Annotated in this window: 20 protein-coding genes; 18 read left to right on the top strand and 2 right to left on the bottom strand. The window is 35.5% G+C overall.

The window, feature by feature from the left end; translation table 11 throughout:
• Positions 1-8: 8 nt before the first annotated feature.
• The 6 genes from MKY70_RS18980 to MKY70_RS18955 all read left to right on the top strand — a co-directional run bounded on the left by MKY70_RS18980 (position 9) and on the right by MKY70_RS18955 (position 5372).
• A complete protein-coding gene (locus MKY70_RS18980; protein ID WP_289404404.1) occupies positions 9-482 on the top strand; it encodes a lasso peptide biosynthesis B2 protein in 474 nt (157 codons plus the stop codon).
• 1 nt (position 483) lies between these two features.
• A complete protein-coding gene (locus MKY70_RS18975) occupies positions 484-1671 on the top strand; it encodes a nucleotidyltransferase domain-containing protein (RefSeq protein WP_341025525.1) in 1188 nt (395 codons plus the stop codon).
• 11 nt (positions 1672-1682) lie between these two features.
• The gene (locus MKY70_RS18970; protein ID WP_341025523.1) at positions 1683-3482 is read left to right on the top strand and encodes an ABC transporter ATP-binding protein; all 1800 of its coding nucleotides are present in this window, start codon (positions 1683-1685) and stop codon (positions 3480-3482) included.
• 227 nt (positions 3483-3709) lie between these two features.
• Positions 3710-4033 (top strand): PadR family transcriptional regulator, encoded by a 324-nt coding sequence (locus tag MKY70_RS18965; protein WP_002185126.1) that lies wholly within the window; start codon positions 3710-3712, stop codon positions 4031-4033.
• Positions 4026-4568 (top strand): DUF1700 domain-containing protein, encoded by a 543-nt coding sequence (locus MKY70_RS18960; protein WP_012261435.1) that lies wholly within the window; start codon positions 4026-4028, stop codon positions 4566-4568. The genes MKY70_RS18965 and MKY70_RS18960 overlap by 8 nt, the downstream gene beginning before the upstream one ends.
• A complete protein-coding gene (locus MKY70_RS18955) occupies positions 4569-5372 on the top strand; it encodes a DUF4097 family beta strand repeat-containing protein (RefSeq protein WP_341025521.1) in 804 nt (267 codons plus the stop codon).
• A gap of 103 nt (positions 5373-5475) precedes the next feature.
• Here the strand turns inward: MKY70_RS18955 and lexA are convergent, their stop codons facing one another.
• Positions 5476-6090 carry a transcriptional repressor LexA gene (gene lexA, locus MKY70_RS18950; RefSeq protein WP_002087894.1) on the bottom strand — a complete coding sequence of 205 codons (615 nt, stop codon included), beginning with the start codon at positions 6088-6090 and terminating at the stop codon, positions 5476-5478.
• A gap of 141 nt (positions 6091-6231) precedes the next feature.
• Here lexA and MKY70_RS18945 point away from each other — a divergent pair, with 141 nt between their 5' ends.
• Positions 6232-6888: a YneB family resolvase-like protein gene (locus MKY70_RS18945; RefSeq protein ID WP_002014433.1), complete on the top strand. Its 657-nt coding sequence runs from the start codon at positions 6232-6234 to the stop codon at positions 6886-6888.
• Positions 6889-6933: 45 nt separating this feature from the next.
• Positions 6934-7173 (top strand): DUF896 domain-containing protein, encoded by a 240-nt coding sequence (locus tag MKY70_RS18940; protein WP_002014431.1) that lies wholly within the window; start codon positions 6934-6936, stop codon positions 7171-7173.
• A gap of 40 nt (positions 7174-7213) precedes the next feature.
• Here the strand turns inward: MKY70_RS18940 and MKY70_RS18935 are convergent, their stop codons facing one another.
• Entirely contained in the window at positions 7214-8797 is a 1584-nt protein-coding gene (locus MKY70_RS18935) for a bifunctional metallophosphatase/5'-nucleotidase (protein WP_088031093.1), read from the bottom strand.
• A gap of 185 nt (positions 8798-8982) precedes the next feature.
• Here MKY70_RS18935 and MKY70_RS18930 point away from each other — a divergent pair, with 185 nt between their 5' ends.
• The 10 genes from MKY70_RS18930 (at position 8983) to MKY70_RS18885 (ending at position 20408) form a co-directional block, all read left to right on the top strand.
• A complete protein-coding gene (locus MKY70_RS18930; RefSeq protein ID WP_002137777.1) occupies positions 8983-9921 on the top strand; it encodes a phosphate/phosphite/phosphonate ABC transporter substrate-binding protein in 939 nt (312 codons plus the stop codon).
• A 95-nt stretch (positions 9922-10016) separates the two neighbouring features.
• Positions 10017-10790, top strand: a complete 774-nt coding sequence (phnC, locus tag MKY70_RS18925) for a phosphonate ABC transporter ATP-binding protein (protein WP_002033479.1) — start codon at positions 10017-10019, stop codon at positions 10788-10790.
• A complete protein-coding gene (phnE, locus tag MKY70_RS18920; protein WP_088031092.1) occupies positions 10787-11581 on the top strand; it encodes a phosphonate ABC transporter, permease protein PhnE in 795 nt (264 codons plus the stop codon). The genes phnC and phnE (MKY70_RS18920) overlap by 4 nt, the downstream gene beginning before the upstream one ends.
• Positions 11581-12384 carry a phosphonate ABC transporter, permease protein PhnE gene (phnE, locus tag MKY70_RS18915; protein ID WP_088031091.1) on the top strand — a complete coding sequence of 268 codons (804 nt, stop codon included), beginning with the start codon at positions 11581-11583 and terminating at the stop codon, positions 12382-12384. The genes phnE (MKY70_RS18920) and phnE (MKY70_RS18915) overlap by 1 nt, the downstream gene beginning before the upstream one ends.
• Before the next feature lie 301 nt (positions 12385-12685).
• A complete protein-coding gene (gene tkt / locus MKY70_RS18910; protein WP_033707075.1) occupies positions 12686-14686 on the top strand; it encodes a transketolase in 2001 nt (666 codons plus the stop codon).
• A 156-nt stretch (positions 14687-14842) separates the two neighbouring features.
• Positions 14843-15283, top strand: coding sequence for a sporulation inhibitor of replication protein SirA (gene sirA, locus MKY70_RS18905; protein WP_002014415.1), 441 nt, complete (start codon positions 14843-14845; stop codon positions 15281-15283).
• Between the two features lie 78 nt (positions 15284-15361).
• A complete protein-coding gene (locus MKY70_RS18900; protein ID WP_001132292.1) occupies positions 15362-15583 on the top strand; it encodes a YneF family protein in 222 nt (73 codons plus the stop codon).
• A 124-nt stretch (positions 15584-15707) separates the two neighbouring features.
• A complete protein-coding gene (locus MKY70_RS18895; protein ID WP_088031090.1) occupies positions 15708-17459 on the top strand; it encodes an ABC transporter transmembrane domain-containing protein in 1752 nt (583 codons plus the stop codon).
• On the top strand, positions 17459-19222 hold the full coding sequence (locus tag MKY70_RS18890; RefSeq protein WP_044443688.1) for an ABC transporter ATP-binding protein: 1764 nt from the start codon (positions 17459-17461) through the stop codon (positions 19220-19222). The genes MKY70_RS18895 and MKY70_RS18890 overlap by 1 nt, the downstream gene beginning before the upstream one ends.
• Positions 19223-19361: 139 nt before the next feature.
• Positions 19362-20408, top strand: a complete 1047-nt coding sequence (locus MKY70_RS18885; RefSeq protein ID WP_341025519.1) for a GH25 family lysozyme — start codon at positions 19362-19364, stop codon at positions 20406-20408.
• Positions 20409-20460 lie beyond the last annotated feature (52 nt).

Here is a 20460-nt window from a genome sequence, read left to right as displayed (position 1 = left end):
AGGGATTAATGAATATTGTGAAAGGGTTAAGGGTATTTTTATCACTGAACATGGAAACAAAGCTTTTATTTTTAGAGGCTTTTATTTTTTTAGGATGGGCGCGTGTACTGAAAAGTATTACCTTTTCCAAAGTTGCACCTTCTTTAGGGGATTACATGAACGAAACATCAGTTGCTCAAATTCAGCCACACGGGGATACACTAAAGAAGGTGTCTGAAGCTATTTCTATTATGAGTCGTTATACTTTTTGGGAAAGTCAATGCCTTGTTAAAGCTATAGCTGGGATGAAAATGCTCGAAAAACGTCACATTGAGAGTACTCTTTATTTAGGAACTGCTAAGGATAGTCATGGTGAATTAATTGCGCATGCATGGTTACGGAGCGGTTCTTTTTATGTTACTGGATCAGAAGGAATGGAGAAATTTACTGTCGTTGGATCATTTGCAAAGAGGTTAAGTGAGGACACTATTAAAGGAGAATAAAATGGAGAAAGATTTTGATCTTAATGTAGAGTTCATGTCTAAGGAATTGAAACTTCTTTTTACAATTTTGAAGTTACAAGATGCCGAAACACTGCAAACTTATAGTAGTGAATGGTTCACAGATATTGATTGGGAGGTTTTTCTTGAGCAAGCCATGCATCATCGTGTTTATCCGGTGATTTATCAAAAACTTAAACAGGTAGATGAGGAATTAATTCCTTCACATGTTGTACAAACTTTAAATAGAAAATATAGAAATAATACATTTCAAATGCTTTATTTAAGTGCTGAAATGGAACGAATAAATAAATTTTTTAATGAAAATGAGATTCGTACGATGTTTCTAAAAGGACCTGTACTATCTCAGGACTTATATGGAGATATTTCTTTACGAACATCTTGTGATTTGGACGTTCTCATTCCTGTTCAAAAATTAGAAAAAGTAGAAAAACTACTTTTAGAGCAAGGATATGTGAAAGATGATTATATTCAAACGATATTAAGTGATTGGAAATGGAGGCATCACCATATAACATTTTTCCATCCAACAAGGCGGATCAAACTTGAAATTCATTGGAGGTTAAATCCCGGACCGGGTAAGGAACCTGGGTTTGAAGAGCTTTGGAAGCGAAAGAGAAAAAGTACACTTACGAGTAATTCGGTATATATGTTAGGGAAGGAAGACTTATTTTTATTTCTTGTATCTCATGGTGCCAGACATGGTTGGTCCAGGCTACGTTGGTTAGTAGACATAAAAAAAATTGTCGATCAAGATCTTAATTGGAGTGAGATTCATAAATTAATGAGAAAATATCAAATGCTTCATTTAGGAGGACAAGCGTTAATTTTGGCATCTCAATTGCTAGGTGTACGACTAGATGAAAGAATGATGGAATTAGTAACTAAAAAACGTTCAAAGCAGTTAGCTCAAGAAGCGCTGTTTTATTTCAAGCAAATGATAAACTTGCATACCGATCCTGTTCCTGAAGAAGTACTTGCTTATCATAGTAGGCATTTATTTTCACTGATGTCTAATCAGCAAAAAATTTTATTTATTATGAGCCAACTCTATCCTTATCCGATTGATGCAAAAACATTGCCGTTACCTAAATTCCTTCATTTTTTATATTTTCCTTTACGTCCGTTTCTATGTCTTTGGAGGAAAACAAAGAAGCTTGCTTTGTTATAGGGGGAACATCGATGAATCATATTATATATTTTATGAAGAAATTATATTCTTCTGCAGGAAAAATTCTGTATGTGAATTTGTTTGGTATGGTTTTAATAAGTTTACTTGAAGGGATAGGTATTATTTTATTAATTCCTATGATAAGTATGGCTGGAATAATTAATATAGGTGAGGAGACTGCTTTTATTGCACCTGTCTATAGATTTTTGCAGGATTTCCCTAAAACAACAAGTCTAATTTCTATTTTAGGTATATATATACTAATAGTGTTAGGTCAAAATCTATTACAACGAAACATAACGCTAAGGGATGCGAGAACGCAACAAGCTTTTGTACGAGAATTAAGAATAGAAACATATAGTATGATTCTAAAAGCGAAGTGGAGTTTTTTTTTAGAGAATAGGAAAACAAATCTAATAAATATATTAACTACAGAATTAGCTCGCGTAAGTTATGGGGTTAATTTAATTTTACAATTGTTAGCTGTTATTCTGTTTACATTCATACAGGTGGGGCTTGCGTTTTTATTATCTCCCCAAATAACTATATTTGTTTTGGTCTTTGGCTTATTATTCTTAGTAGCTTCTCGTGCTTTTATAAAAAAAGCACGAATACTAGGCGGTAAGACCTCGAAATTAGCACAAGACTATCTTTCTGGTATAACAGATCATTTTAATGGAATTAAAGATATAAAGAGTAATACTTTGGAAGCATCACGTTTAGATTGGTTACAATCTATAACAGAAAAGATGAGTAATGAACAAATGGAGTATATGAGAATAAGGTCGAACTCTCAATTGTTTTATAAAGTTTCAATGGCTATTTTAATTGCATTTTTTATATTATTATCAGTAAGTATATTTAAAGCTCAACCCACCCAATTACTATTAATCATACTCATCTTTTCGAGACTATGGCCACGATTTATGACAATTCAGTCTAATTTAGAACAGCTTGCAGCAAGTATTCCTGCTTTTAAATCTTTATGGGAATTACAAGAAGAGTGTAATGAAGCAATTGAAATGCAGGATATATATCAGCAAAAACATATAAAGCCGATTTGTATAGAGCGGGGTATTGAATGTAAGGATATTTATTTTCGGTATAATAAGAAGGAGCATTTGTATGCACTTCAAAATATTAATGTGAAAATACCAATCAATAGTATGACGGCTATTGTCGGACATTCGGGAGCTGGGAAGAGTACATTAATCGATGTTTTAATGGGATTGATTCAGCCAGAGAAAGGTCAAGTATTAATAGATGGAACTCCTCTTACAAGTGAAAATTTATTGTCATTGAGACGGGCTATTAGTTATGTGCCACAAGATCCTTTTTTATTTAATGCAAGCATAAGAGAAAATTTATTGATGATTGAGCCGAATGCGAGTGAAGAACAAATTTGGACTGCATTAGATTTTGCGGCGGCAGCTGAATTTGTACGAATGCTTCCAAAAGGGCTTGATACTCTCATTGGAGATCGTGGAGTGAGACTTTCAGGTGGTGAACGTCAACGACTTGTACTAGCTCGAGCTATTTTAAGACAACCATCCATTTTAGTATTAGATGAAGCTACGAGTGCGTTAGATACTGAAAATGAAGTGAAGATCCAATCAGCGATAGAAAGATTGAAAGGAACAATGACTATTGTTGTTATTGCGCATCGGTTATCTACGATTCGGAATGCAGATCAAGTTATTGTTTTAGGAAAAGGTGAAATTGTTCAAAAAGGTGAATTTAATCAATTGGCTAAAGAGAGAAAAGGTATATTTCGAAATTTATTAGGGTCGCAAATGGAAGTGGGTTCATAGAGGAGAAAGATTGAATGAAATCTTGTATTATTGTAATTCTAGTTGAATGATAGCCCGGATAATGGTCAGTTACAAAAGGTCATACTCGGGCTTTTATATTTGCGTTTTCTAAATTTAGGGAATAAATATAATTCAGTACCTTGCAATAAACAATACTAAGTGGTATATTATGGATAAAACAGGTATCGTGTACTGAACAGTACTAAAATGAGAAAGGGGGATTGTCCTTGAACGTTCAGTTTAAAAAAGGTGTGTTAGAACTATGTGTTTTGGCACTAGTGAAACGTAAAGATAGTTACGGTTATGAACTTGTTCAGCAAATCTCTAATAAATTTTTAATATCGGAAGGTTCTGTATATCCGTTATTACGTCGTTTAACGAAAGAGGGATATTTTCAAACGTATTTAAAAGAATCTACGGAAGGACCGCCCCGTAAATATTATCAACTAACAGAGCAAGGGGAGATGCAACTTACGTTATTAGTAACAGAGTGGCGTGATTTTGCTAAAGGTGTTCAAGAAATTATTGAAGGGGTGGAATGGGATGAGTAAAGAGCAGTTTCTTAAAGAATTATCAAGTCATCTTAGAAAGTTACCAGAAGAAGAGAGACAAGATATTTTATTCGATTATGAAGAGCACTTTCAGTTTGGGGTAGAAGAAGGGAAAACTGAATCAGAAATAATAAAGGGTCTTGGCTCTCCGAAAGTAATTGCGAAAGACTTACTTGCGATGTATCGATTTGATGAAATGAAAAAAGATCCGTCGACTTCAAATGTGACAAGAGCTGTCATGGCAGCGGTTGGACTTAGTTTGTTTAATTTTATTATCGTGTTAGGCCCGTTAGTTGCAATTATAGCTTTTATATTTTCCTTTTGGGTCGGTGGTATTGCTAGTGTAGTGACACCATTTTTCGTTATTGTAAAAGTATTTATGGGCACTTTTATATGGTTGGATCTTTTCGTTAGTATAACGTTTGTCGGAGTAGGTTTGTTGTTATGTATTGTAGCTTATTATAGTACGAAGTGGTTTAAAAGATTATGTGTACGCTATGTAGTCTGGAACTTCAAAATGATAAAAGGGGAGTAGATGATGAAAAAGATATTATTAGTAGCTATCGCTTGTATCATTATTGGAGTAATAGGGATTTCACAAACATATGAAAAAGCAGTACAAACTGCAGAAAAAGGAGATAAAGAGGACGTAATTAAAAACGAAACGCTAAAAAATGTAGAAGTTAAGTTAGATGCTGGAGATATTGTTGTGCAAAAATCTCCTGATTCCTCTTTTTATGTAAAGCAAAAAGGAGACGTAAGTAAACAGGAGATTCGTATTGCTGAAGATGGTGATACATTAAAAATCATAGGGGAAATAGAAAAAGGTGTTTTATTTGATTTTTCATTTTACAATTTCGGATTTCAAACGCCTACATTGACTATATTAGTACCTGAACGTTCTTATCAAGAGATAAAAGTAAATTCATCCGCTGGACAAATAGAAATAAGTAATGTGAAAAGTGACCGCGTAAGTGTTGAAACACTCGCCGGAGAAGTGGATTTGAAACATGTAACAGCAAAGAGTGTGGAGGGGTCTACAAAAGCTGGTGAGGTGAATTTTAAAAAAGTAATAGGGAAAGTAACAGCAAAAACGGCTAGTGGGGATATAGATATTATTGATCATGATTCTAAATATGATTTAGAGGTAAGTTCAACTGCTGGAGATGTAGATATTACTTTATTGGAAAAACCACAAGATGCAGTTATAACTGGGCAAACTGCTGCTGGAGACGTGACAATTTTTAATGAAGACAATAAAAATATAACGATTGGTAATGGTAGTAAAAAGATTAGCGGTAAAACCGCTGCTGGAGATGTTACTATTGAAACGCGTTAATAATTAATGAAACGCATTCTTTTGAATGAACGGAAATCTATCAAAATATAAAAAGAAGATAATTACCTATATAAATAAGGGAATTATCTTCTTTTTATTATTTTTAATGTAAATCACGATATACGCCAATTACTTTTCCAATAACTGACACTTGTTTTAAAATAATAGGTTCTAGTGAAGAGTTTTCCGGTTGTAGACGGAAATGATCTTTTTCTTTATAGAAACGTTTAACAGTTGCTTCGTTATCTTCTGTTAAAGCAACTACAATTTCACCGTTGTATGCAGACTGTTGTTGGCGAACAACAACTAAATCACCATCAAAGATACCGGCTTCAATCATGCTATCTCCAGAAATGCGTAACATAAACACTTGATCTGCTCCAGCAACGATACTAGCTGGAAGTGGGAAGTGATCTTCTACACTTTCGACTGCTGTAATCGGTAAACCGGCAGTAACTTTTCCGATGATTGGAACTTGAATAACAGATTGTGTTTCCGTTCGGTTGTCACCTAAAATTTCAATTGCGCGTGGTTTTGTTGGATCGCGTCGAATATATCCCTTTTCTTCTAGTCGTGATAAATGTCCGTGCACTGTAGAACTAGAAGCAAGGCCGACTGCTTGACCGATTTCACGTACGGAAGGTGGATATCCTTTTTCTTGTACTTTTAGCTTAATAAAGTCGAGAATGTCTTGCTGGCGTTTCGTTAACTTTTCCATGTTTTCTAACACCTCGTTTTCTTTCATTTTTCTTATTATTAAGTATAACATGCGAAAAAACATTCTACAAACATAAGTTCGAACGAAAGGCAAATTTATGATACACTATAAGGAAAATATAGTGAGAAAGAAGGGTTCAAAATGAATGCAATTATTTATGCACGTGTGAGCACAACAAAAGAAGAACAGGAAACATCATTATTGCGTCAAAAAGATGAATTATTGCATTTAGCTGAGCGCTATCAAATGGATGTTACAAAGGTAATTGAGGAGCAGGCTAGCGGTTATACAATTGAACGTGATGGCATATTAGAAGTGCTAGATACAATTCGAGATGAACAAGTTGATGTACTACTTATACAAGATGAAACGCGTCTTGGTAGAGGAAATGCAAAGATTGCATTAATGCATTGTTTACATAAAGAGGGGATAAAAGTTTATACGCACACGCATAGTGGTGAATTACAGCTTTCAGATTCTGATTCGATGGTGCTAAATATAATTGGGATCGTTGAAGAGTATCAAAGAAAGATCCACAATTTAAAAATTAAACGTGGCATGCAAAGAGCAGTGGAGAAAGGATTTCGTCCAGAAAATAATTTGAAAAATCGTCATTTAAGCGTAGGACGTGAGAAAAAAGAAGTGCCAATTGAGGAAATTGTACGTTTGCGCCGGAATGAATTAACTTTTGAAGAAATTGCAGCAACACTTCGTGGTTTTGGTCATGATGTTTCAAAAGCAACTGTACATCGAAGGTATGTAGAATATACAAAGCAATTGCTTGATAAAGAGGAATAACTATTGTATGATAATAATCAGTTTTGAGTAGAAGGGGGATTCGAGATGCCAAGTCAAGAACTCATTGAACGCATTAACTTCTTAGCGAAAAAAGCAAAAGCTGAAGGCTTAACTGAAGAAGAACAACGTGAGCGCCAATCGCTTCGTGAACAATATTTAAAAGGATTTCGTCAAAATATGTTAAACGAATTAAAAGGAATTAAAGTCGTTAACGAAGAAGGCACGGACGTTACACCGGCGAAATTAAAAGCTTTAAAAAAGCAGGATAATGCAAAATTAAATTAAAAGATGGGCATAGCCCATCTTTTTTTATTTGTTAAAATTGTTATTTAATAACTTTCCAGTTTTCATTTTTCGTTGCTTCTATCCTTTTATGCTTCAATATATAGTTAGCGATAAGTTCAGACATATCTGTTGGTATGTCTTTTACTACTGGTTTATTTTGAAACATAAAGAAGTTCCCGCCACCGCTTGCACGATAATTATTCATAACAACGTCATATTCTTCATTCATATTAAGGGGAGTGCCTTTATACTGCAAAGACTCTACTCTCTCTCCAATTGGTTTTGAAATGTTTAATACATACGAAATCCCTTCCCACATATCGTAATTATAGTGTTGTGGTTTTGGTTCTATATAGGTAGGGTTTACGATGATGGTTCTATCTGCTTTTAATGTGAAATAAGAAGCAGAGAGTTCGAGAGCATCTTTTATATCCGCTCCAGTTATTCTAATTACTTTTAATGTATTTGGATAAATATAATTAGAAACGATGTCACGCATTGTTACATGTTTCGGGAAACCTGGAGATGTATTATGAAACAAACTTGTACAAGAAATTGAAACATTAGCTATATCCATCTGTATTTTATTTATGAATTCAATAAAAGGATGGTCTTGCAAACGTGTTTGCATAGCATCGGAAATTTGCATATCCCCATAAATTATTCCAATAGGTTTATCAAGCCAATTTTGTGTTTTCTCTTCATAATTGGCAACCAAGGAAAGAATATCTTGGTCTGCCGCAATTCCTTGTACGGGCAATAACTCTGAATAACTTTCTTTTTTCACCCATTTTTGTTCTGCTTTTTCGAATGTTACTGTTACTTTTCCAACTGAGTGTCCATTGCATCCGGTCTGTAAAATTGTTACACCATTAATCACGGTGTGAGCGATTTCTCGGTGTTGGTGGCCTGTTAGTAAAATATCTATGCCTTCAATTTCATGGCACATTGCATATCCTTGGTTTTCACCTGTTAAAACTTCAGTCGGTACTCCGGTTTGTAAATCACGTTCAAATCCCCCGTGATAGGCTACGACTAGTAAATCTGGTTTTTCATGTTTACGGATGTAAGAAACCCATTTTTTTGTTGTTTCAAATGCATCTTCAAATTGTAAATCTTTAATATGATGTGCTTGTTCCCAATGGGGGATGTAATGCGTTGTCACCCCTAAAATAGCAATTTTTATATTTGATTCAATATGTTTTATTATATATGGTTTCCCGAAATAAGGTTCTTTTCTGTTTTTATCTAAAATGTTTGCTGATAGATAAGGGGAATTTGCAGTAGCCACAGCATTATTTAATATATCCATTCCGTAATTAAATTCATGATTTCCGATAATTGCAATGTCATACTCTAAGTAGTTGGCTAATAAGGACATTGGGTTTTCCATATCTTTTTCGTATGTAGCGTAATGATAAGTAAATGGTGTTCCTTGAATGAAGTCCCCGTTATCAATCAGAAGAACGTTTGCATTTTGAGAACGTTCTTTTTTTATGAGAGTAGAAATTTTAGCTAAACCAATTTCTGCTTTGGAGTTATCTTGGTAGTGAATTGGATACACAGTACCATGTACATCGCTTGTTAATAAAATATTTAAAGTTACAATTTGATTTTGATTCAACGCCATTCACCTTTTCTATAGTTATCTTTCAATTAATCATATCAAATATATGAAAAGAATTTTAATGTGAATGTATAGAATGTGTAAAGATTCTGTAAATAAGCAATTATTTGTAAAAATATGTGATATATTTCTTCATGTTTATGGAAGGTTATTTTATAACAACGAAAAATGGAGGCATTAACATGTTGAAAAAAGTTTTTGCAATGAGCACAACAGTTGTACTAGCAGCGGGATTATTAAGTGGATGTGGAACGAAGGAATCAAGTGCAAGTAAAAATGAAGATACGAAAAAAGGTTATGTACCGAAGACACTAAATGTTCAATTTGTTCCTTCTCAAAATGCAGATACGTTAGAGGCGAAGGCAAAACCATTGGAAAAGCTATTAAGTGATAAATTAAACATTCCGGTAAAAGTTAGTATTTCAACGAATTACAATACAATTGTAGAAGCGATGGCATCTAAGCAAGTAGATGTAGGCTTTTTACCTCCAACAGCGTATGTGTTAGCGCATGAGAAAAAGGCTGCAAACGTAATTTTACAGGCGCAACGTTTTGGGGTAGATGATGAAACTGGAGCTCCGACAAAGGATTTAGTAGATGTTTATAAATCAGAGTTTGTTGTTAAGAAAGATTCTAATATTAATAGTGTAAAAGATTTAAAAGGTAAAAAAATTGGCTATCAAGATGTAACATCATCAGCGGGTTATGTATGGCCTGCGGCTGTATTGTTAAAAGAGGGAATCGATCCGCTAAAGGATGTGAAACCTGTTACATTAAAAGGTCATGATCAGTCACTTATTGCTCTTTTAAATGGTGATGTAGATGCAGCTGTTGTATTCCAAGATGCTCGCAATATTGTAAAAAAAGATTATCCGAATATATTCGATCAAACGAAAATAGTAAAATTTACGGAGAAAATTCCAAACGATACGATTTCTGTACGTTCTGATTTAGATGCAGAGTGGAGCAAGAAATTACAGGATGCTTTCATTGAAATAGGAAAGAATGAGGAAGGGCACAAAATCATTAAAGAAGTGTACTCACATGAAGGATACGTTAAATCTGATGATAGTAAATTTGATATCGTTCGTGAATATGGAAAGAAAGTGAAAACGCAATAATACATATGGAAATGGCGACTAACTGGAAAGTGTGTGATTTCAGTTAGTTTGCCGTTTTTCAGTTATTGATAATACATAGAAGGTAGGTAAGATATGTGATAGAGTTTCGAAATGTTTCCAAAGTGTATCCGAATGGTACAAAAGGATTGAATAATATAAACTTGAAAATTCAAAAAGGTGAGTTTGTTGTAATGGTCGGGCTATCCGGTGCTGGAAAATCAACACTTCTCAGATCGGTAAATCGCCTTCATGAAATTACAGAAGGAGAAATCATTATTGAAGGGGAGTCTATTACTGCTGCAAAAGGAAAAGGATTACGACGCATGCGCCGAGATATTGGTATGATTTTTCAAAGCTTTAACCTTGTGAAGCGATCAACGGTACTGAAGAATGTATTAGCTGGGCGGGTTGGATATCATTCTACATTGCGTACAACGTTAGGTCTGTTTCCGAAAGAGGACGTGGAGCTTGCATTCCAGGCGCTGAATAGAGTGAATATCTCAGAAAAAGCATATGCACGAGCTGATGAATTATCAGGGGGACAACAGCAACGTGTATCAATTGCTAGAGCATTGGCACAAGAAGCGAAAATCATATTGGCAGATGAGCCTGTTGCTTCGTTAGATCCTCTGACAACAAAGCAAGTAATGGATGATTTGAAGAAAATTAATGAAGATTTTGGAATTACGACAATTGTAAACTTACATTCTATTGATTTAGCGAGGCAATATGCTACTCGTATTATTGGATTACATGCTGGTGAAATTGTTTTTGATGGATTAGTAGAAGAGGCAACGGATGAAAAATTCGCTGAAATTTATGGGGACGTAGCTCAGAAAAGCGCATTATTAGAGGTGGCAGCTAAATGAATGAAGTGACGATATATTCGAAATCGATACCGAAGCCGCCGAGTAAATTGAAACATATGTTAACGGTTATTTTAGTTGTTTTACTGTTGTGGGGTAGTAGTGTACAGGTCGACGCATCATTTTCAAAACTAGTAGTTGGTTTTCCAAATATGATGGATTTATTGAAGGAAATGGTGCCACCAGATTGGAGTTATTTTCAAATTATTACAACAGCAATGTTAGATACAATACGTATGGCGATTATTGGAACGACTTTAGGGGCGATTTTAGCCATTCCACTTGCACTATTTGCGGCAAGTAATGTATTTACTAGTGTATTTTTGTACAGTCCAGCTCGATTGATTTTAAATTTTATACGAACAATACCAGATTTATTATTAGCGGCTATTTTTGTAGCGATTTTTGGAATAGGACCACTTCCAGGTATTTTGGCTCTTACTTGTTTCTCCGTTGGACTCGTAGCGAAATTATTGTATGAGTCAATTGAATCAATTGATCCAGGTCCATTAGAAGCGATGACAGCTGTAGGAGCGAATAAGGTACAATGGATAGTTTATGGGGTCATTCCGCAAGTGAAAGCGCACTTCGTCTCCTATGTACTTTATACATTTGAGGTGAATGTACGTGCAGCAGCTGTTCTAGGTTTAGTAGGAGCAGGTGGGATTGGATTATATTATGATCGCACACTTGGATTTTTACAATATCAACAAACTGCTTCTATTATTATTTATACCCTTGTTGTTGTATTGCTAATTGATTATATAAGTACAGTGTTGCGGGGGAAATTATAATGAGTAAAACGACAATAATCGTACCAAAACCGAAGAAACCGAGTATATATCGCTGGATTATTTTTATAGCACTTACAGTTATATATGTATGGGCCTTTTCAGGAGTCCCGCTAGAGGGAATAAAGAATACGGCGGGAGAAATTACAAAAGCAATTATGACAGGCGTATTGAACCCAGATTGGTCGTATGTATCTTTGCCAGATGGTGAAGATTTATTACACGGTTTAATTGATACGTTGGCAATTGCGATATTAGGTACATTTATTTCTACTTTTTTATCTGTTCCATTTGCTTTTTGGGCGGCAACGAATATGAGTAGTGGAAAATTAACTTCAGGAACTGGGAAATTTGTACTTAGTTTTGTTCGTACATTTCCTGAATTAGTTATGGCTCTTTTATTTATAAAAGCTGTTGGTCCAGGCTCTTTTGCCGGAGTTCTAGCTTTAGGGTTACACTCTATCGGAATGTTAGGGAAACTATATTCGGAAGGAATTGAAAATATAGATAAGGGACCGACGGAAGCGTTAATAGCAACGGGTGCAAATCGGTTTCAAATACTTTGGTATGCCGTATTACCACAAGTGTTACCGGATTTTCTATCGTATACGTTATACAGGTTTGAAATTAATGTACGATCCGCTGCGATTTTAGGTGTTATTGGAGCAGGTGGTATTGGTACGCCATTAATTTTTGCACTTAGTTCACGTAATTGGTCTCGTGTGGGAATTATTTTATTAGGTATCATTTTAATGGTAATTATAATTGATTTTATTTCAAGTTCTATTCGTAAGCGGATTATTTAATTTGTTTTAAAAGCATCTAATTCAGATGCTTTTTTGTATTTTTAAAGGTTATCAAAAAGGAGATATATCAGAAATTAGTATATTTGTATAAATATACAGATAATTATATTTATTTTTAAAATAAAAACAATTAAAAAGTATGTCATATTGAATGCCCATACATTCCCTGAATCACTGCGTTTTTTATGAAAAATCAAAAAAACATCAACATATTTGTCGATACATGTTGTATAATCTTGCGTGGGAAGCTATCATATAAATGTATAAAACGTTTACTAACATACGCGAAGGGAAGAATAGCATGTCACATTCAATCGAACAACTTTCTATCAACACGATTCGCACATTATCCATTGATGCGATTGAAAAAGCAAACTCTGGTCACCCAGGAATGCCAATGGGTGCAGCACCAATGGCTTATACATTATGGACTCAATTTATGAAACACAATCCAAATAACCCAACGTGGTTTAACCGCGATCGTTTCGTATTATCTGCAGGTCATGGCTCAATGTTACTATACAGTCTACTTCATCTATCTGGTTATGACTTAACAATGGATGATTTAAAGAACTTCCGTCAATGGGGAAGCAAAACTCCAGGACATCCTGAGTATGGTCACACAGCAGGTGTAGACTCAACAACTGGTCCACTTGGACAAGGTATTGCAACTGCTGTAGGTATGGCAATGGCTGAAAGACATTTAGCGGCTAAATACAACCGTGATGCGTATAATGTAGTAGATCATCATACATACGCTATTTGTGGTGATGGAGATTTAATGGAAGGCGTTTCTGCTGAAGCATCTTCATTAGCTGCTCATTTACAATTAGGTCGTCTTGTTGTACTTTACGATTCAAACGATATTTCATTAGATGGCGATTTAAATCGTTCATTCTCTGAAAGTGTAGAAGATCGTTACAAAGCATACGGATGGCAAGTAATCCGTGTTGAGGATGGAAATGATATTGAAGCAATCGCAAAAGCAATTGAAGAAGCGAAAGCTGACGAAAAACGCCCAACGCTAATTGAAGTAAGAACGACAATTGGTTTCGGTTCTCCAAACAAATCAGGAAAATCAGCTTCACATGGTTCTCCACTTGGTGTAGACGAAACAAAATTAACGAAAGAAGCATACGCTTGGACTGCTGAACAAGACTTCCATGTAGCAGAAGAAGTATATGACAACTTCCGTAAAACAGTACAAGATGTTGGTGAAACGACGCAAGCTGCGTGGAACACGATGCTCGGTGAATATGCACAAGCATATCCAGAATTAGCAAACGAACTGCAAGCAGCAATGAACGGTCTTCTTCCAGAAGGTTGGGAACAAAGCTTACCAACTTATGAATTAGGATCAAAAGCAGCAACACGTAATTCTTCAGGTGCTGTAATTAATGCAATTGCAGAGTCTGTACCATCATTCTTTGGTGGATCAGCTGACCTTGCTGGTTCTAACAAAACATATATGAATAACGAAAAAGACTTCACAAGAGCTGATTACAGCGGTAAAAACATTTGGTACGGTGTTCGTGAGTTTGCGATGGGTGCAGCAATGAACGGTATTGCACTACATGGCGGTTTAAAAACTTACGGTGGTACGTTCTTCGTATTCTCTGACTACTTACGTCCAGCAATTCGCCTTGCAGCATTAATGCAATTGCCTGTAACGTATGTATTCACACATGATAGTATCGCTGTTGGTGAAGATGGTCCAACACATGAGCCGGTTGAACAATTAGCAGCACTTCGTGCAATGCCAAACGTTTCTGTTATTCGTCCAGCAGACGGTAACGAATCAGTTGCAGCTTGGAGACTAGCTCTAGAATCAACAAAAACACCAACTGCATTAGTGTTAACTCGTCAAGATCTTCCAACATTAGAAGGTGCAAAAGACGATACTTATGAAAAAGTAGCAAAAGGTGCATATGTAGTTTCTGCAAGCAAGAAAGAAACTGCTGATGTAATCTTAATTGCAACTGGATCTGAAGTAAGCTTAGCAATCGAAGCGCAAAAAGCTCTAGCAGCAGACGGCGTTGATGCAGCTGTTGTTAGCATGCCATCTATGGATCGCTTTGAAGCTCAAACTGCTGAGTACAAAGAATCTGTACTACCAAAAGCAGTAACGAAACGTTTCGCAATTGAAATGGGTGCTACAATGGGATGGCACCGTTATGTAGGTCTTGATGGAGATGTACTAGGTATTGACACATTCGGCGCTTCTGCTCCTGGTGAGAAGATTATGGAAGAGTATGGATTTACTGTAGAGAACGTTGTTCGTAAAGTAAAAGAAATGCTTTAATGATTTTAGAAAAATCTCTCCAGCATGGGGAGATTTTTCTATGTAATTGAGTTTTTTCGACAGGAAAAGTTTTTTCTCTCTCCGTAGTCAGACAATCATTGCAAATCTTCTCTTATATAATGTAGGGAAAAGGTTGTCCAGATCGGGAGGGGAAAAATGAAAACGTATGAATTGTATTTAATTCAAGAGGATATTGCGAAAGCTTACTTTGGTCGTGAATATTTGTTTTTTGATTTATTTGCTCGATTTTCAGAATCTGGGTTCCTTTCGGAGAAGAAAGTATTATATAAACAAATGACGTATATTACGATGCCGTTACAAGTAATGAAAATTCATCATAAATTAGAACAAGCTTTGCGTGTTCTTGGTAAATATGAAAGAACAAATCATACTCATACGCTTTATACAGGAGCCGAATACGGAGAAATAATGGTGAAACCACAATATATTCGAATAAATACTTCTGGAAATGTATCCATGGAAACAACTTTCTTTGAGGTGCTTAGAAAGTGTGAGTTAACATTTTTAGCGATGGATTATGAAAATAAAAAGTACGGTTGGTTAAATCCTCTCAAACAAGTACGAACATATGTGTAAAAAATGTCGAATAGTATCTTGTCTTATTGAAAAGGTTTTAGTACACTGTAAGGTAGACAACATGAAGGAGGAAAAGATATGCCAATGTGGTTAGGTATTCTAGTGGGCGTAGTAGCACTAGTAGCAGGCGTGGCGTTAGGATTTTTCATTGCCCGCAAATACATGATGAATTACTTACAAAAAAATCCACCAATTAACGAACAAATGTTAAAAATGATGATGATGCAAATGGGACAAAAACCTTCCCAAAAGAAAATCAATCAAATGATGAGCGCGATGAACAAGCAACAAACGAAATAAGCGCCAAAGGGCACTCTTACCGAGTGTCCTTTTCTTTTGGTTATAAAACATATTTAAAACTTTCAAATATTCTGTATTTTTGTTACACTGAAAACATCGCTCATTTTAAGGGAGGAGGATAAATATGAAAGTGTTTTTTAATTTAGCTTGGTTTTTTAGGCAAGAAAAACGAGCGTACATAATCGGAATTATTATGTTATTTGGTGTCGCACTTCTTGAACTTGTAGCGCCAAGAGTACTAGGGATTGTAGTAGATGAAATTAATAGTGGAACATTAACGTCTGAAAAATTGTTGAACTGGGTTATTCTATTAGTAGTTGTAGGAATTATGATGTATATATTACGTTACTTATGGCGTATTATGATTTTTGGATCTTCTTTAAAACTAGCTCGTCAACTGCGAAAGAATCTATATGAACATTTTACTAAGATGAGCCCATCTTTTTATCAATCACGTCGCACAGGCGATTTGATGGCACATGCGACAAATGATATTCAGGCGATTCAGCAAACTGCGGGGGCAGGTGTTTTAACACTCGTTGATTCATTAGCTGTTGGAGGATGTGTACTCGTAGCGATGGGATTTACAATTAGTTGGAAGTTAACGTTATTAAGTTTAATTCCGATGCCAATTGTAGCTATTTCTACAAATTATTATGGAACTTTATTGCATAGAAGATTTCATAAGGCACAGCAATCGTTTTCTGAAATCAATGATAAAGTGCAAGAAAGTATGAGTGGGATGAAGGTAATTCGCTCACTTGGACAAGAGAAAGAAGATTTACAAGCGTTTCGGAAAAAATCTGAAGATGTCGTACATAAAAATATGCTAGTTGCACGTATTGACTCGTTATTCGATCCAACGATTTCCCTAATTGTCGGATTTTCATTTTTGATCGCAATTTGTTACGGATCATTATTAGTCGTACGAGGTGAATTAACTGTAGGGGAATTAGTAACATTTACAACGTACTTAGGGACACTTGTATGGCCAATGTTAGCTTTTGGATGGCTATTTAATATTATGGAGCGTGGACGTGCTTCGTATGATCGTGTGGAGAAAATATTTTCACAAACTTCAGATGTAGTGAATAAGGAAAATGCTATACATGCTATAGCAAGTGGTGATGTTTCGTTTGCTGTTGATTCGTTTTCTTATAAAAAGAATGAACTATTAAACTTAAAAGATATTTACTTTAACTTAAGAAAAGGTGAAACGTTAGGAGTTGTAGGGCGTACCGGTGCAGGGAAGACGACGTTATTAAAATGTTTAATTCGAGAGTATGATCATTTTAATGGTGAATTAAAAGTTGGGGAGCGGGATATTCGAGATTTAACACTTCACGGTGTGCGTTCTGCAATTTCATATGTACCGCAAGATCACTTTTTATTTTCAGCGAGTATTGGGGAGAACATTGCTTTTGGAAAGGCCGATGCTACATATAAAGAAATTAGCCGAGCTGCTGATATTGCTTGTATTCATAATGATATATTTCAATTTCCAGAAGGGTATGACACTGTAGTAGGTGAAAGGGGCGTTTCACTATCAGGAGGTCAAAAACAGAGAATCTCTATTGCGCGTGCATTATTAACAAATGCTGAAATTTTAATATTAGATGATTGTTTATCAGCCGTAGATGCAAAAACAGAAGAAACTATTTTAACTGCATTGAAACGAGAAAGGGCAGAGAAAACGACGATTATTACTGCCCATCGTTTAAGTGCTATTCAGCATGCAAATCTTATTCTTGTTATTGATGAAGGTAGGGTTATGCAGCGAGGGACACATGAGCAATTAATGAAAGAAAATGGTTGGTATAAAGAAATGTACGAAAGCCAGCAGTTAGAGGCATTAGTAGAGAAAGGAGGCGTATGATGGCTGAGAAAAAACGGAGTGATTTAAGAAGGTTGCTTTCTTATATGAGGCCCTATAAAGGGTTATTGGCGTTAGCATTTTTATTTCTAGTTGGTGCAACTGTAACTGAAATGATGGGTCCTTTTTTAATTAAACAATTTCTTGATGAACACTTAGTGCCAGGTAACTTTGAACAATCAGCACTTGTAACCCTATTTGTAGTGTATATTATTGCTCATTTATTAAAAGTATTATTTACTTATTTAGACTTATTGTACTTTCAAAATATCGCTTTTAAGATTGTCCAAGATATGCGAGTTGAAGTGTATGAACATGTTCAAAAATTGTCATTAAGCTTCTTTGATCGTACGCCGATTGGTACGCTCGTATCTCGCATAACGAATGATACAGAAGCGATTAAGGATTTTTATGTTAGTGTACTATCAACATTCGTGAAAAATGTAGTCTTTTTAGTAGGGATTTTAGTAGCGATGTTTTTATTAGATGTAAAATTAGCGCTATTTTCGCTCATATTAATTCCGGTAATGTTTGCAATTATGGTGTTGTATCAACGGAAAAGTGCAGCTTTTTATTTAGAGGTACGTAATCAGCTGAGTATATTAAATGCAAAGTTAAATGAGTCCATTCAAGGTATGAATATTGTTCAGGTGTTCCGGCAAGAAAAGCGGATGAGAAAAGAATTTGAAGAAGTGAACAATAAACATTTTAGTGCTGGACGTCGTACATTGAAATTAGATGCATTACTTTTACGTCCAGCAACAGATCTTGTTCATATTGTAGCAATTGCGTTAGTACTTGGTTTATTCGGAATCGATGCTTTAAAGAGTCCTGTTGAAGTAGGGGTTTTATATGCTTTCGTTAACTATATTCATCGTTTCTTCCAGCCGGTAAATGAGATGATGATGAAACTATCTTTCTTCCAGCAAGCGCTTGTTTCATCATCGCGTGTATTTCATTTAATGGATGATAAAGATTTAGCTCCTGTTCAAATGGGGAGTGAACAGCCACGAGTAGCTAACGGGGAAATTCAGTTTAAAGATGTTACTTTTTCATATGATGGAAAGCGTGATGTTTTAAAAAATGTATCTTTTCACGTAAAGCCAGGGCAAACGGTTGCTTTCGTAGGGCATACTGGTAGCGGAAAGAGTACGATTATGAATTTATTAATGAGATTTTACAATATTAAATCAGGAAATATTGTAATAGACGGAGTAGATTTAGAGCAGTTTGAAGAACAAGAAATTCGAAAGAAAATTGGTCTTGTGCTGCAAGATGCATTTTTATTTGCTGGAAATGTAAAGCAAAATATTCGTATGTATAATGAAGAGATTACGGATGAAGAGATAGAGGAAGCGGCAAAGTTTGTGCAAGCGAATACGTTTATTGAAAAATTACCAGAGCAGTATGATACAGAAGTTGTCGAAAGAGGAGCTGCATTTTCTAGTGGTCAAAGGCAATTAATTGCTTTTGCTAGAACGATAGCAACCAATCCGAAAGTATTAGTGTTAGATGAAGCGACGGCAAATATTGATACAGAAACAGAGGAGGCTATCCAAACGGCATTGCAGCAAATGCGAAAAGGTAGAACAACGATAGCGATTGCGCACAGATTGTCTACAATCCAAGATGCGGATCAAATATTTGTTATGCATGAAGGAGAAATTGTAGAAAGCGGAACACATCAAGAGTTACTTAGTAAACAGGGACTTTACTACAATATGTACTTGCTACAAAATAAAGGGAGTTTGCAACAGGCCTTGTAGAATTACAAGGTCTTTTTTCTATTCTCTCAGATATTAAAATGTAATAAAATTTTCGAAATATGTGAGAGGTTTGTCGTGTCCTTTAACTAGAGTTGTACATATTGTATATAGAATAACAAAATTGGATAGGAGCTTTTATATGCAAAATAGATCCAGTTCAAATATTACGTTTATTGATGTGTCTCATTGGGAAGGAAACATTAATTGGAATGCTGTGAAGTCATCTGGCATTCCAGCGGCGTACGCAAAAGCGACGGAAGGTGTGAACTATATTGACCCCACTTTCGTTCAAAATGTACAAGCTGCGAGAAATGCGAATGTATTAATTGGTGCATATCATTTTGCTCATCCAGAACAAAATGATGCAATTTCAGAAGCGAAATATTTTGTGAGTATATTACAGAGTAATCAGACGGACTTAATTCCTGTTTTAGATTTAGAATCGCCAACGGATACTAGCAATAGTAGTTTAACGGGTGCGACTATATCGAATTGGGCAAGAAGTTTCGTGAATTATGTGAAACAAGCTACTGGGAAAGATGTAATGTTATATACAGGAATTTGGTATATTAATGAATTTGGAATTAGCGGGTTAAGTGACATTCCACTTTGGATTTCCAGATATTCTAGTATACCGCCTGCTGATGCTGGTGGATGGACAGAGTGGACAGCATGGCAGTACACAGATTCTGGGCAAATTTCAGGTGTAGGAAATTGTGACGTATCAGCAGCTGTTTCATTAGAAGCTTTACAAGGAAATGGAGCAAGTAGTGGAGGGAATGTTTCCAAGCCTAATAATGCGACTCCAGTATACGGAGTTGCTGTAATTAATGGAGATAATGTGAATTTACGAAGTGGACCATCTTTACAGTCTAGTGTAATTCGCCAATTGAATCGTGGTGAATCATATGAAGTTTGGGGAGAACAAAATGGATGGCTCTGCTTAGGGACAAATCAGTGGGTATATAATGATTCAAGTTATATTCAGTATAAACATTATGTAGCAACTATTACTGGCGATAATGTGAATCTGCGAGATGCTCCATCATTAAACGGGAATGTTATAAGACAGTTACATCATGGTGAATCATATCGAGTATGGAGTAAGCAAGATGGATGGCTTTGCTTAGGGACAAATCAATGGGTATACTATGATTCAAGTTATATTCAGTATGGTGTACAATAAAGTGAATCTAAAAGGTATCTCGACTGAGGTGCCTTTTATGAAAAATATATAA

It is taken from the genome of Bacillus sp. FSL R9-9492 (genome assembly GCF_038007365.1).
GTDB lineage: Bacteria > Bacillota > Bacilli > Bacillales > Bacillaceae_G > Bacillus_A > Bacillus_A mycoides.
Note: the sequence above shows the minus strand (reverse complement) of the source record. Positions and strands in the feature narration are given on the sequence as shown.